The organism is Burkholderia sp. BCC1972 (assembly GCF_905339605.1).
Classification (GTDB): domain Bacteria; phylum Pseudomonadota; class Gammaproteobacteria; order Burkholderiales; family Burkholderiaceae; genus Burkholderia.
Genome location: NZ_CAJPGH010000007.1, coordinates 178263 through 192056 on the forward strand (window position 1 = coordinate 178263; position 13794 = coordinate 192056).

Annotated in this window: 12 protein-coding genes; 4 read left to right on the forward strand and 8 right to left on the reverse strand. The window is 69.3% G+C overall.

Features of this window, described 5'->3' with window-relative positions; translation table 11 throughout:
• Positions 1 to 21: 21 nt before the first annotated feature.
• Positions 22 to 1332 carry an MFS transporter gene (locus tag U5798_RS13460; RefSeq protein ID WP_124451279.1) on the forward strand — a complete coding sequence of 437 codons (1311 nt, stop codon included), beginning with the start codon at positions 22 to 24 and terminating at the stop codon, positions 1330 to 1332.
• A 12-nt stretch (positions 1333 to 1344) separates the two neighbouring features.
• Here the strand turns inward: U5798_RS13460 and U5798_RS13465 are convergent, their stop codons facing one another.
• The gene (locus U5798_RS13465) at positions 1345 to 2022 is read right to left on the reverse strand and encodes a hypothetical protein (protein WP_322082311.1); all 678 of its coding nucleotides are present in this window, start codon (positions 2020 to 2022) and stop codon (positions 1345 to 1347) included.
• Between the two features lie 220 nt (positions 2023 to 2242).
• Between U5798_RS13465 and U5798_RS13470 the strand changes: the two genes are divergently transcribed.
• The gene (locus tag U5798_RS13470; protein ID WP_409364420.1) at positions 2243 to 2434 is read left to right on the forward strand and encodes a hypothetical protein; all 192 of its coding nucleotides are present in this window, start codon (positions 2243 to 2245) and stop codon (positions 2432 to 2434) included.
• Positions 2435 to 2479: 45 nt separating this feature from the next.
• Here the strand turns inward: U5798_RS13470 and U5798_RS13475 are convergent, their stop codons facing one another.
• Complete coding sequence (locus tag U5798_RS13475; RefSeq protein ID WP_322082312.1) at positions 2480 to 4273, reverse strand: sensor histidine kinase; 1794 nt, start codon at positions 4271 to 4273, stop codon at positions 2480 to 2482.
• Entirely contained in the window at positions 4270 to 4917 is a 648-nt protein-coding gene (locus tag U5798_RS13480) for a response regulator transcription factor (RefSeq protein WP_124451273.1), read from the reverse strand. Before U5798_RS13480 ends, U5798_RS13475 begins: the two co-directional genes overlap by 4 nt.
• 309 nt (positions 4918 to 5226) lie before the next feature.
• Here U5798_RS13480 and U5798_RS13485 point away from each other — a divergent pair, with 309 nt between their 5' ends.
• Both U5798_RS13485 and U5798_RS13490 read left to right on the forward strand, forming a co-directional pair.
• Positions 5227 to 5679, forward strand: coding sequence for a hypothetical protein (locus tag U5798_RS13485; RefSeq protein WP_124451271.1), 453 nt, complete (start codon positions 5227 to 5229; stop codon positions 5677 to 5679).
• Between the two features lie 102 nt (positions 5680 to 5781).
• Positions 5782 to 7800, forward strand: coding sequence for an LssY C-terminal domain-containing protein (locus U5798_RS13490; protein WP_322082313.1), 2019 nt, complete (start codon positions 5782 to 5784; stop codon positions 7798 to 7800).
• Positions 7801 to 7815: 15 nt separating this feature from the next.
• Here U5798_RS13490 and U5798_RS13495 read toward each other — a convergent pair whose 3' ends face one another.
• From U5798_RS13495 to U5798_RS13515, 5 genes are all read right to left on the reverse strand, one after another.
• Positions 7816 to 8145: a transcriptional regulator gene (locus U5798_RS13495; protein WP_322082314.1), complete on the reverse strand. Its 330-nt coding sequence runs from the start codon at positions 8143 to 8145 to the stop codon at positions 7816 to 7818.
• The gene (locus U5798_RS13500; RefSeq protein ID WP_322082315.1) at positions 8142 to 8474 is read right to left on the reverse strand and encodes a type II toxin-antitoxin system RelE/ParE family toxin; all 333 of its coding nucleotides are present in this window, start codon (positions 8472 to 8474) and stop codon (positions 8142 to 8144) included. The genes U5798_RS13495 and U5798_RS13500 overlap by 4 nt, the downstream gene beginning before the upstream one ends.
• 294 nt (positions 8475 to 8768) lie before the next feature.
• On the reverse strand, positions 8769 to 9323 hold the full coding sequence (locus U5798_RS13505; RefSeq protein WP_124451265.1) for a protein tyrosine phosphatase: 555 nt from the start codon (positions 9321 to 9323) through the stop codon (positions 8769 to 8771).
• A 158-nt stretch (positions 9324 to 9481) separates the two neighbouring features.
• The gene (locus tag U5798_RS13510; protein ID WP_322082316.1) at positions 9482 to 11932 is read right to left on the reverse strand and encodes a flavin-containing monooxygenase; all 2451 of its coding nucleotides are present in this window, start codon (positions 11930 to 11932) and stop codon (positions 9482 to 9484) included.
• On the reverse strand, positions 11919 to 13634 hold the full coding sequence (locus U5798_RS13515; RefSeq protein ID WP_322082317.1) for a choline dehydrogenase: 1716 nt from the start codon (positions 13632 to 13634) through the stop codon (positions 11919 to 11921). The genes U5798_RS13510 and U5798_RS13515 overlap by 14 nt, the downstream gene beginning before the upstream one ends.
• Positions 13635 to 13794 lie beyond the last annotated feature (160 nt).

Genomic DNA, 13794 nt, shown 5'->3' on the forward strand with positions numbered 1-13794 from the left:
GATTCACGCAAGGAGCCTGAAGTGAACGCAACCGACACCCTGGACCCCGCGTCCGCCGAAGAACAGCGCATCATGTCGAAGATGGCGCGGCGCCTGCTGCCCATCCTCGTCGTGATGTTCCTGATCGCGTTCATCGACCGGCAGAACGTCGGTTTCGCGAAACTGCAGATGGTGCATAGCCTCGGGATGACGGAGGCCGCGTTCGGGCTCGCGTCGTCGCTGTTCTTCATCGGCTACCTGCTGTTCGAGGTGCCGAGCACGCTCGCGCTGCATCGCTACGGCGCGCGCGTGTGGCTCGCGCGGATCATGCTGACGTGGGGCCTCATCACGGTGCTGATGGGCTTCACGACGTCGATGCCGGCGTTCTGCTCGCTGCGTTTCCTGCTCGGCATCGCCGAGGCCGGCTTCTATCCGGGCGTGATCTACTACCTGACGCTGTGGTTTCCGCAGAGCTACCGCGCGAAGGTGCTCGGCATCTTCACGCTCGGCAGTGCGCTCGCGAACATGCTCGGCTCACTGGTCGGCGGCGTGCTGCTGAGCCTGAACGGCGTGTGGGGCCTCGCGGGCTGGCAGTGGGTGTTCGTGGCGACGGGCATTCCGGCCGTGATCGTCGCCATCGTCGTGTTCCGCGTGTTGCCGGCTTCGTTCCGCGAAGCGCCGTTCCTCGACGAACGCGAGAAGGAGATCGTCGCGGCCGCGCTGGAGCGCGAGAAGCCGGCGCAGGCCGAGCACGGCCAGCCGTGGAAGGCGCTGCTCGATCCGCGTGTGATGCTGTTCGCGGCGACCTACATGCTGATGTCGACGTCGCTGTACGGTGTCACGTACTGGCTGCCGACACTCGTCAAGTCGTTCGGCGTGTCGAGCAGCACGAACGGTTTCCTGAGCATGCTGCCGTGGGCGCTCGCGGTGGTGCTGCTGGTGTGGCTGCCGGCGAAGCTGCGCCGTGCGAAGAGCATCCTGCGCACGATCGCGATCGTCGCGGCGCTCGGCGCGCTCGGCTTCCTCCTGAGCCTCGTGCTGCCGTCGACGCCGCTGCGCTTCGTCGCGCTCGTGCTCGGCGGCGCATGCATCCCGCTGCTGTATCCGTGCTTCTGGTCGATGCCGCCGCGTTATTTCACCGGCGCACGGGCGGCGGCTAGCGTCGCGGCGATCAACTCGATCGGCAACCTCGGCGGCTTCTTCAGCCAGAACCTGATGCCGTTCGCGGGCAAGGTGACGGGCACCGCGTTCGGGCCGATGATCGTGCCGATCGTGTGCCTTGCACTGCTCGGCGTCGGCGCGCTGGTCGCGTGGACGCGGTCGGAGCGGGCGATGGTGGCGGCTCGGGTGTGATGGGGTGCGCCGCTATCGCATCATCAACTGGTCCCCGACGAACTTGAAGTTGGCCGACGCGTTCGTGTTCGACAGCAGGTACTTGAGCGCGTGGATGTCCGGCGCGGTCGTCGTGAAGCGGTTGTCGCCGTCGAAGATGAAATCCCACGTGATGATGCTGCGGCTGCCGCCGGGATTGTCCACGTGGATTTCCTTCAGCGACGCAAGCGGATACGCGCGTTCGTGCCAGTCGAACAGGTGCCGCACGTAGAGGTGATCCGGCGTGACAATCTCGTAGCGACGCAGGAAGGGCGTCGCGATGACGAGCACCACGGTGGTCAGGATCAGCAGCGAGCGGGCCGCACGCCACACGACGGCCCGCGACGCGCGGCCGCGTGGCTTGGTACGGTAGCGCTGGTATGCGGACGGTACGATCAGGCCGACGCCGAACCACCAGGCGATCGCAATGAATCCGATCGGCACGTTCAGGAAAGGCACTGAAAAGGCGCCGACGAAGTTGGTCGGAAAATCCGTGAGCCGCGCGGTCGACACGAACCCGAGCGCGATGTAGCTGCCGGCAGGATGCGGAATGAACACGGCTGTCGTCAGCGCCTGCAGCGCGAGCAGGACGGGCCAGCACAGCAGCGATACGGCCAGCCAGCCGACTGCGGCGATGAAGAAAGAAAGGATATAGGTGCGGAGGGTTTTCATCGGGGCGAAGGGGTGAAGTCCGGTCGGCCGGTGCAATGGAACGGCTGATGTAGCGACCCGCGACGAATTGTAGCGTCGTGGGAAGGCCGGTACGGACGATGTCGCGCCGGGTGATGGCAGCGCGAAGTGCCGGGCAGCACATGAATCGCAGTCGGTGAACCGTTGCGTATCATGCGCGATGCGCTACCACGCGTTGCAAATGCGACGTTTGGAGCGAGCAATGAAATTGACGATGGCGAATATGTCTCGAGATGGCGTTGCGCGTCGACGCGTGCAGCGCGAGTTCGTGGCGCGCGGCTTGGCATCGCGCCACGAGGCGCGGCGGACCGGTGAATATATCGAAGCGGCAGACGTTCAGGCGGAACTCGAGCGCATGTTGAAAGTGGCACGTGCGACAAAGGCTGCCGGCTAAGCCATCGCGGTTCAGCGCTTTCCATTGCCGCGGGGTTTCCCCGCTCTATCTCGGCGTCCCCCCATCCGCCCCATGCGCGACCGCCACCGGCGCATGCGTCAGCGGAATCTCGACCTCGACCGTCGTGCCTTCGCCGAGCGTTGTCGCGATCCGCAGCGTGCCGCCGACCAGATACGCGCGCTCACGCAATCCCACCAGCCCGAACGACCCCGACTTGCGCGGTACGCCGGGATCGAATCCCGCGCCGTCGTCGCGGATCGTCAGCGCGATCACATCGCCGCCGTGCACGAGTTCGACGTCCGCGTGCGACGCGGCCGCATGCCGCGCGACGTTCGCGAGGGCTTCCTGCGCGATGCGGAACACGGCCGTCGCATACGGTTCGTCGAGCTGCAGCTCGGGCGGCTCGACGTGCAGCGCGCACGCAATCCCGTGACGGTGCCGGAAATCCTCCACGAGCCATTGCATCGCCGCGGCGAAGCCGAGGTCGTCCAGCATCAGCGGGCGCAGGTCGGACGCGATGCGCCGTGTCGCGGCCACCGCGCCGCGCGCGAGCACATGCATCGCCGCGATCTTGCGCGCGAGTTGCGCGTCGTCCTGCGGCACGCGGTCGATCAGCCATTCGAGATCGTTCTTCAGCGTCGCGAGCGTCTGCGCGAGTTCGTCGTGCAGTTCGCGCGCGATGCGGCGCTGCTCGGCTTCGCGCGCGCTGGCACTGATCGCGGCAATCTCGCGCAATTCCTCGCGAGACGCCTGCAGCGCCCGCTCGGCGCGCACGCGCTCCTCGACTTCGCGCCGCAGGTCGCGGTTCGACGCGCTCAGTTGCGCGGTGCGCGCAGCGACGCGCTGTTCGAGCCGTTCGTTCGCGTCGTTCAACTGCGCGCTCTTCTGCACGACGAGCAGATGCTGGTAGCGCGCGCCGGCCAGTGCGCGCACGGTCTGCGCATGCAGCCGGCCGTTCTCGAACAGCATCGCGAACAGCACGACGCCGGATGCGACGAGGCCGTACGCGCGTCCCGCGTAGAAGCCGAGATCGTAGCGCCCGTGGTTCAGCATCGACGACAGCGCGATGTCGAACAGCCATGCGACCAGCGTCGTCATCACCCACAGGTCGAGCACGGAATGGCGGCGCCGCTGCCACCACATCAACATCAGCGCGACCAGGTTCAGCCCCCAGACGACCGTGATCGCGTTCGTCATCGTCGCGGTCATCCGGTTGCCGTTCATGATGCGCGGCAGCAGGTCGTGGCCGGCCGTCGCGAGCAGCGCGAGCGCGACCGTCGCGGCGACCGCCGACGCGATGCAGAACCCCACCGAAATCGCCGCACGGCGCTGCGGGGCCGGGATCGGGCGGGCGCGCGTCTTCGCGCGCAGCAGCGCATAGGCGGACACCGCCAGCGGAAAGCCGCCGTGCCAGAACAGGTACAGCCACGCGGTGGTCTGGTCGCCGCCACCGAGCAGGCCGTGCGGCGCAAACAGCCCGGGGAAGGTCAGCATGTGCGTGCCGGCCATGAAGCCCGTGAACAGGTAGCCGCCCGCGAGCGCGAGCAGCGGCTTCTGGCGCAGGATCGCGTACTGGCCGAGCAGCAGGCCGGCCGTCACCATGTCGTTGACGACGATCGCCGACTGGTACACGGGAATGAACGCCCAGCCCGGCGCGAGCGGCATGCCCGCGAACGGCGCGAGCGCGGCGAAGATCACGGCCGATACGAGCACGGTCGCGAGCGCGAAGCGCCGTTCGCGCCGGTCGGGCGGCAGCGACGACATGAACAGGTGCGATGCGTCCGGATCGTCGTCGGGCGGCGCGGACGGCGCGGGCGGGAAGCGGGAGGCGGCTGTCATGCGTCGTCGGCACCGGGATAGAGATCGTGGCGCACCGCGTAGCGGACCAGTGCGGCTTCGTGCGGCAATTCCATCTTCTCGAGGATCCGCGTCTTGTACGTGCTGACCGTCTTCGCGCTCAGCGCGAGTTCGGACGCGATCTGCGTGACGGTCTGGCCGGCGACGATGCGGCCCATCACGTCGAGTTCGCGCGCGGACAGTCGCTCGTGCGGCAATGTCCGATCCGGCGCGCGCAGCGTGCGCGCGAGGCTTTCGGCTGCCGACGGGCTCACGTAGACGCCGCCCGCCGCGACCTTGCCGACCGCTTCGACGAGTTCGGCGGTCGCGCTGTCCTTCGTCAGGTAGCCGGTGGCGCCGGCCTTGAACGCGCGCGCGGCGTACTGCGCCTCGGCGTGCATCGTCAGCACGAGCGTGCGCAGCGACGGCGCATGGCGCTTGACCATCCGGATCAGCTCGATGCCGGTCGGCGCGGGCATCGACAGGTCGAGCAGCAGCACGTCGGCGACCGCGCGCTCGGCGAGCGCGAGCGTGGCCGAGCCGTCGCTCGCTTCGCCGACGATCTCGAAGCCGCCGGCCGTTTCCAGGATGTATCGCAGTCCGTCCCGCATGACTGCATGATCGTCAGCCAGAATTACCCTGATCATCTAGCGGCCCTCTCCGGGATGACGCCGCGAACGGGTTGTCCGGTTATCGTCGCGGCGTTCTTCCGACCAATATATTCCGCCGAATCCGAAAACGGTACTCATTCGGGAAATTTTCGAGATGGCTGGTCTCGGAATGTGTACTGAAACGAAATAATCGACGGGAAACGGCGCGGCGGGTCGTGCACGGCGATCAGGGTATTCCCTGATCGTTGCCGTACCCGGCATGGACCGGCAACGCGCGACGCGAACCGCTGCGAATCGGGACTAAACTGGTGCCCGATACCACACCACCCGCCGGGGAGCCTTGCGATGATCGATCTTGCCGAAATCCTGCCGACCGCCTTGCCCGCCGCCGTTGCGTGGGCCGAAGCGGAGGCGGCGCGCGGGATCGCGCAGGGCGCGCCGCTGACGCCGGCACAGGCCGACGACGCGCGCACGGTGGGCGTTGCCCGGCCGGAGCAGATCCGTGTGGTGATCGTCGACCGCATGCCGTTTCCCGAGACGCCGTCGCTGGCCGCGATCGCGCGCGACACGGGTTTGCTGTCGCCGGGGACGATCGGCCTGACGCTCGGTCATGCGGTGTACGTGCTGCGCGGGCAGGACACGCGCCGCCTGCTGACCCACGAGTTCCGTCACGTGCATCAGTACGAGGCCGCCGGTTCGATCGGCGCATTTCTTGCGCGTTACCTGCAGGAGATCGCGACGGTCGGCTACCACGATGCGCCGCTCGAGGCCGACGCGCGGCAGCACGAGTTCGATTGACCGTTCACGCCGGCGCGACCGCGCGCATTTCGCCATGACCGTTCCCCCTGCCATCGCCGATCCGGTGTTCGTTCGCCGGGTCGTTTCGCCGCGGGGCATGCGATGAGCGACACGATCCACGCGTGGATCGGCGCGATCGGCGCGCATCCGCTGCTCGTGCTGGCGATCGTGTTCGTGACGGCGTGCGCCGAGGCGATTGCGCTGATCGGCACGGTCGTGCCGGCCGGCGCCGTGATGTTCGCGGCCGGTGCGCTGATCGGCGCGGGCGCGCTCGACGGGTGGACGACGATCGGCGTCGCGGCCGCCGGCGCGGTGCTCGGCGACGGGATCAGCTACGAGCTCGGGCGGCACTATCGCGGGATGATCCGCAACGCCTGGACGCGCTTCGGCCATGCGAACGCCTATGCGCGCGGCGAGGAGTTCGTGCTGCGTCACGGGATGAAGAGCATCGTGCTCGCGCGCTTCCTTGCGCCGGTGCGTGCGGTCGTGCCGGTCGTCGTCGGCTGCGCGACGCTGCCGCGCCGATCGTTCTATCCGGTCAACGTCGTGTCGGCGCTCGTATGGGCGCCCGTGCACGTCGCGCCGGGCATCCTGTTCGGTGCGTCGGCCGCGCTGGCCGCGGCGATCAGCGTACGGGTCGCCGCGATCCTGCTGGTCGTCGCCGCGCTGGTCGTGCTCGTGTGGATCGGCGTACGCGTCGCGCTGCGGCGCGGCTGGCCGCTGCTGCGCCGCACGCTCGCCGAAGCCGTGCACGCGTGCACGCATCGCTGGCCGCGGTTCGGCGCGCGGCTGCACGACGCGATCGCATACGTGCGCGGCCTGCCGGGCGCGGTGCCCGTGCTCGCGCTGCTGTTCGTCGGCTGCGTGTGGCTGTTCGCGGGGATCGTGCAGGATGTCGTCGCGAACGATCCGCTGATGCACGCGGACATCGCGCTGTATGCGTTCCTGCAGAACCTGCGCACGCCGCCCGTCGATGCCGCGATGAGTGCGCTTGCCGTGCTGCACGGGCACGATACGGGGCTGATCGTCGCGGCCGCGTTTCTGGTCTGGCTGATGATCCATCGCTGCTGGTGGACGTCCGCATGGTGGCTCGCGACGGTCGGCGTCGCCGTCGTGCTCGTGCCGGCGTTCGGCTCGGGCATACCGGGCGCGACGCCTGCGAGCCTGCCGCCCGGCGCGCCGCACGTGCCGCTGCCCGATGCGGACGCCGCGTTCGCGATCCTCGCGAGCAGCGGCATCGGCTGGGTGCTCACGCGCGACCGGCCCGCGCTGTGGCGCATTCCGGTCGTGACGGCGGTCGTACTGTGGATCGTGCTCGGCGGTTTCGCGCGGCTGTACGTCGGCGGCACCTGGCTGTCGGGCCTGCTCGGCGGCTGGAGCCTCGGGCTGGCCTGGTTCGCGCTGCTCGCCGGCGCCTATGCGTACTGGCGCGTGCGCGAGCATGTGCAGCCGCGCGGCGCGCTCGTCGCGGTGCTCGTGGTGCTCGCGACGGCCGGCGTATGGCGGGTTCCGGTGCAATGGCAGCTCGATCGCGCGGCGCGCCCGCATGTCGGCGACGTGGTCGCGATGACCGTCGATCAGTGGCTGCGCGGCGGATGGCAGCGCGTGCCGACGCGGCGCACCGAGATCGGCGGCGATCGCGAGGAGTACCTGCCGCTGCAATGGAGTGCGACATCGGACACGCTCGACCGGCATCTCGCGCAGGCCGGCTGGCAGCGCGCGACACCGTGGTCGCCGACTACCGCGCTGCGCTGGCTGTTGCCGCAGGCGCCGGCCGACGCGCTGCCCGTGCTGCCGCGCTACACGCACGGCGAAAGCACGCGCCGCGTGTTCGTGCGCGTCGATCCGGCCCACCCGGACAGCCGCCTCGTGCTGCGGTTGTGGCGTTATCCGTACGTGCTGCAGGACGCGCTCGGCATGCGGCCGCTGTGGTACGGCGCGCTGTATCGCGAGGCGCTGCACCGGCCGGCGCGGCTGATGACGATCGTGCGCACGACGCCGATCGACGATGCGGCGGCGCTCGCGCAGGCGCTGGCGGTCGAGCCGACGATCGAGCGTCCGCCGGCGGGGATGACGGCCGCGCCGGCCGCGATGCTGCTCGTGTGGATGGTCAGGCCGTGAGGGGGAGCGTGTCGCTCAGGCGTGCGCGGGCTGCGCGGGGACGACGGACAGGCGCAGACCGACGGTCTTGAGCACCGCGAGCAGGGTTTTCAGCGTCGGGTTGCCGTTCGGGGACAGCGTGCGATACAGCGATTCGCGGCTGATGCCGGCTTCGGCCGCGACTGCGCCGAGCCCGCCGTAGGCTTCCGCGACCGTGCGCAGCGCAAGCAGGCCGGCCGCACGATTGTCGGGATCGTCGAGCGATTCCATCGCGACGCGCAGATAGGCGACCGCGAGCTCGCGGTCGGCGCCGAGTTCGGCGACTTCGGCGTCGTGGTGCGATACCGCGCTCTTGAGCTTGTTCATGTTTGCCTCCGTTTCCAGTTCGACCAGTGTTCCTTGGCGCGCCTGATGTCGTCGGGTTGACTGCCCTTGTCGCCGCCGGACAGCAGCAGCACCAGTGCACTGCCGTGCCGCCCGAAGTACACGCGGTAGCCGGCGCCGACATGGACGCGCAGTTCGATCACCCCTTCGCCGACCGGCTCGCAATCGCCGAAGTTGCCGGTCTGCACGCGGCGCAGGCGTTCGCGAATCCGTGCCTGCGCGATCTTGTCGCGTATGGCGTTCAGCCATTCGGTGAAAGGCTCGCGACCGTCGTCACGTTGATAGCGAAGCAGTTCGAACTTGGAAAGCATTGTAACTTATAAGCTACATGAGTGGTGACTGGAATTGGGCCGATCCGCATCGCAGTGGCGCTGCGGCCGACGCGCATGCGGTGTCTTCGTCGTTCGGGGTTTCGGGCAGTGAAGCCGGCTTCCCGGACGACGATCATTCTTTCATCCGGTACGAAGGGTGGCGACTCGGCCGAATGGCCGGTGTCGATGGCGCGATGACGGGGCAGGCGCCGTAGAGGCGGGACGGGAGGGGGACGCAGGGGCCACTGCCGGTGCCGGCGCATTGCGCGTCCGGCGACCGGCAGGCCTTCCGCGTTACTGCTTCGCCGGCGCGATCGTCGCGACCTTGTCGAGCGCGGCCGGAATGTACGCGTCGAGCTGCGTGGTCACCGATTCGTAGAAGTCCATCGGCTTGCCCCACGCGTCGGGCACGTCGAGGTGCTTTCCGGTCGCATACTCGGCGAGCGTGAAGACCTTGCCGGCGGCCGACGGATAGAGTGCGAGCACCTTCTCCTTGTGCTTGTCGGTCATCGTCAGGATCACGTCGGAATGCCTGACGTCGTTCGCGTTCAACTGCACCGAGCGGTGCGCCGACGTGTCGATGCCGCGCCGCTTCATCAGGATCACGCCGTTTTCTTCGGGCTTTTCGTCATACGGATCCTCGTCGACCGCGCGCGAGATCACCGCGATGTGCGCATGGCGCTGCGCGATCAGCTGGCCCGCGATCGCTTCGGCCATCACGCTGCGCCCGGTGTTGCCCGTGTCGACGAACGCGACTTTCTTCGGTTCGTCGGCGAACGCCGACGTCGCGCACTGGATGCCGACGCAGCAGAGCAGCGCCAGCGCATTGAGGGTGTGCCTTCTTTTCATGATGTCTCCGCCAGGTGGGGGCCCCGGCGGCGCGCCGGGGCTTGCGGGAGATCATGACGGCCGCGCGTGGCGGAAAAATATAAACGGCCGGTTTTCGCAAGACGGTGTCGCTTCGCGGCAAGCGGGCCGCGCGATCGTTTCGCGTTGCCGCTGCATCGTCATGCCGTCGCGGCGACCCGTGCCGACGCGAACCGCGCGAGCGTGCGCAACGCATCGCGCGCCGAGCGCAGGTAAAACGCCTGCAGATGAAACACGTGCCAGCGCGCCGCATGAATTTCCAGCCGGCACGGCACGCCGCACGCGCTCGCATGATCGGCCAGCCGCTGTGCATCCGACAGCAGCACCTCCTGGTCGCCGGCCTGGATCAGCATCGGCGGCAGGCCGCGCAGGTCGGTGTCGAGCGGGCCGCGCGCGGCGGCCGAGCCGGCGCCGTGATACCAGCGCAGCCCCTGTTCGAGCCAGCCGCGCCGGATCATCGGATCGTCGTGGCGGCGCGAGGCGAGTGTCGCGCCGCCGAGCGCCGGGTCGGTCACGGGCGAGATCAGCAGCAGCGCCGCGGCGGCCGGTTCGCCGCGCTCGCGCAGCGCGATCGCGAGCGCGAGTGCCAGTGCACCGCCGGCCGAGTCGCCGGCAATCACGATCCGGTGCGGCGCATGGCCCTGCGCGCGCATCGCGTCGTACACGGCCAGCGCATCGTCGAGCGCGGCCGGGCTCGGGTGCTCGGGCGCGAGCCGGTAATCGGGCACCCACACCGGCAGGCCGGCATCGTTCGCGAGCCGCGTCGTCACGCCGCGATGCGTATGCGGCCCGCCGAGGCAGAACGCCCCGCCATGCAGATACAGGATCGCACCGCCCGTATCGCCGCGCTTCGGTGCGACGACTTCGACCGGCACGCGGTGCGCTAACGTGCGGTAGCGCAGCGTGCCGCCTCCGCCGGGCATCAGCGGCGCCAGCAGCGCGACGACGCGGCGCTGCACGCGCGCACCGAACGGCGGCCCGATCAGCGGCCGGAACGCGACGCGCAGGAAGCCGCGCAGCGAAGCGGCGGCGAGCGCCTCCAGCCTGCCTGCCGGCGCCGCGACCACCGTGCCGTGCGTCGGCGCGGCCGATTCGGGCAACGGACGCGTGAAGCGGTACGCGGCCATGCCGGTGAAGCGCGTGATCCAGCGGTAGGTCAGCGTGAAGCCCGGCCAGTTCGTGCTGTTGAGCCCTGATGCATCGACGTACCAGCTCTTGCAGCCGCTCCACACCGAACCGGCGAGCCGCTGCTGCACGTGCGCGTTGAAGCGCCTGTAGCGGCGCGCGTCGACGTCGATCTCGCGCGCACCGTCGCGCCGCATCGCCTGCACGCAGCGCATCACGTGCGCGATCTGGCTTTCGAGCATGTAGACGATCGAGTTGTGACCGAGGTTCGTGTTCGGGCCGTACAGCATGAAGAAATTCGGAAAGCCGGGGACGGTGAGCCCGAGATACGCCTGCGCGCCGCGTCGCCACGCGTCGTTCAGGTCGAGCCCGTCGCGGCCCGTGATGCGCATCGGCGACAGGAACTCGGTGGCCGCGAAGCCCGTGCCGTAGATGATCGCGTCGACCGGATGATGCACGCCGTCGACGGTCTCGATCCCGTCCTCGGTCACGCGCCGGATCCGCTGCGTGACGAGCGCGACGTTGTCGCGGCTCATCGTCGCGAGGTACTCGCTCGACAGCAGGAGGCGCTTGCAGCCGATCGGGTAGTCGGGCGTGAGCCGTGCGCGCAACGCGGGGTCCGGCACGTCGCGCGCGAGCAGCTTGCGGAACGGCCGGCCGACCGCCGCTTTCATCAGCCCGTGCAGGCGCGTGAAGGCGATCGCGCGCGATTCGTAGCGCAGGTAGATCGATGCGCGGTGCAGCTTCATCGCCCACGGCATCCGGCGAAACAGCGCCTTTTCCCACGGTCGATACGCGCGATCGGGGCGCGGGATCACGTAGGCCGGCGAACGCTGGAACACGGACAGGTGCTGCACGCTGCCGGCGATCGCCGGGACGAACTGGATCGCCGATGCGCCGGTGCCGACCACGGCCACGCGCTGGCCGGCGAGCGCATGGTCGTGATCCCAGTGCGCGGAGTGGAATGCCCGGCCGCGGAACGTGTCGATGCCGGGCAGGTCGGGCATTGCCGGACGGCTCAACTGGCCGGTGCCGCTGACGAGCAGCGCCGCGCTGAGCGTCGTGCCGTCGGCGAGCGTGACGTGCCACAGCGCGCGGGCCTCGTCGTAGCGCGCGTGCTCGACTTCGGCGCCGAAGCGCAGGTGGCGCGCGAGCCCGTACTTGCGTGCGCAATGCTGCAGGTACGCATGGATTTCCGGCTGCGGCGCGAACACGCGCGACCAGGCCGGATTCGGTTCGAACGAAAACGAGTACAGGTGCGAGGGCACGTCGCACGCGGCGCCCGGGTAGCTGTTGTCGCGCCAGACGCCGCCGACGTCGTGCGAGCGTTCGACGATCACGAAATCGTGGATGCCGGCGCGTTGCAGCGCGACGGCCATGCCGATGCCGGCGAAGCCGGCGCCGATGATGATCGCCGCCAGCGGTACGGCGGCGTCGGCGGAACGGGAACGGTCAGGCGACAGCATGGCGATTTTCCTCGGGTTGGACGGCATCATGCGTGGCGCACGCGGCAAGAGCGGCGTCGCGATCCTTCGCTGTACCGACGGTTTCGGCATGCGACCTTGCGGGTACGCGGCGCACGCCGCGCATCAGGTCGACGGCCTTCTCGGCGATCATGATTGTCGGCGCGTTGGTGTTGCCGCCGATCAGCGTCGGCATCACCGACGCATCGACGATGCGCAGCCCCTGCAGGCCGCGCACGCGCAGTTGCGGATCGACGACGGCCAGTTCATCGTGACCCATCCGGCACGTGCCGACCGGGTGATACACGGTGTCGGTGCGCCGCCGCAGCACGTCGCGGATCTCGTCGTCGGTCGTCACGTTCGCCGTGAACAGGTCGCGCGTGATCCAGCTCGCGAGCGCCGGTGCTTCCATCAACCGGCGCGTGATGCGGAAGCCCGCGACCATGTCGTCGACGTCGCGCGGATCGTCGAAGAACGCGGGATCGATGCGCGGCGCCGCGAGCGGATCGGCGCTGTCCAGCGTGATCGAGCCGCGGCTGCGCGGCCGCAGCAGGCACACGTGGCACGACAGCCCGTGGCCGGCATGCAGCTTGCGCGCGTGATCGTCGACGAGCGCGACGACGAAATGCAGCTGGAGGTCCGGCGCGGCGAGATCGGCACGCGTTTTCAGGAAACCGCCGCCTTCCGCGAAATTCGACGTCAGCATCCCGCGCCGTTCGCGGCGAAAGCGCGCGAACTCGCGCAGCATCCGCAGGCCGCCGCGCGCGGACACGCCCATCGTGTCGACGCTGCGCGTGCGGTAGCCGAAGATGAAATCCGGATGATCCTGCAGGTTGCGGCCGACGCCGGGCAGGTCCGCTTGCACCGCGATGCCGTGCTGCTGCAGTTCGCGACCCGGGCCGACACCCGACAGCATCAGCAACTGCGGCGTCTGCAGCGCGCCGGCCGCGAGCACGACTTCACGCCGCGCGCGCAGCGTGCGGACCTCGCCGTGCTGCCGCACCTCGACGCCGATTGCGCGCGTGCCGTCGAACAGGATGCGCAGCACCTGCGCGTGCGTCTCGACGGTCAGGTTGTCGCGGCGGCCGAGATGCGGCAGCAGGTATGCGCGCGCCGCGCTCCAGCGTTCGCCGTGCTTCTGCGTGACCTGGTAGATCCCGATGCCTTCCTGCTGCGCGCCGTTGAAATCGTCGGTGAGCGGCAGGCCGGCCTGTTGCGCGGCTTCCAGGTAGCGTGCATGAAACGGGTTGCCGGTGCGCAGGTCGCTGACCCACAGCGGGCCGTCGCGGCCATGCCATGCATCGTCGAAGCGCTCGTTGTGCTCGCTCAGGCGGAAGTACGGCAGCACGTCGTCGTACGCCCAGCCTTCGTTGCCGAGCGTGGCCCAGCCGTCGTAGTCGACGCGATGGCCGCGGATGTAGACCATTGCGTTGATCGCCGACGAGCCGCCGAGCGTTCTGCCGCGCGGCTGGTAGCCGATCCGCCCGCCGAGCCCCGGCTGCGGCACCGTGTCGAACGCCCAGTTGTTCAGGCGGGTCGGCATCATCGCGACCGCGCCGGTCGGCACGTTGACGACCGCGCCGTCGCCGCGGCCGCCGGCCTCGAGCACGCACACGGTCACGGCCGGGTCCTCGGTCAGCCGCCCCGCGACGACGCAGCCGCCCGATCCGCCGCCGACGACGATGTAGTCGAAAGTCTTGCTCATGGAATCGTCTCGTTTCTTCGGTGGTCGGCGGGTCAGGCGGTGCGCGCCGGCATGCGGGCGCAAGCGGTGCGCCGGTGCGCGAGGCGGGCGGCGGGATCGGTCGGGCGACTCGGTTGCATGGTGTCTCCTCCTGGGGCGATGGGGTCGTTCGGGCGACGAC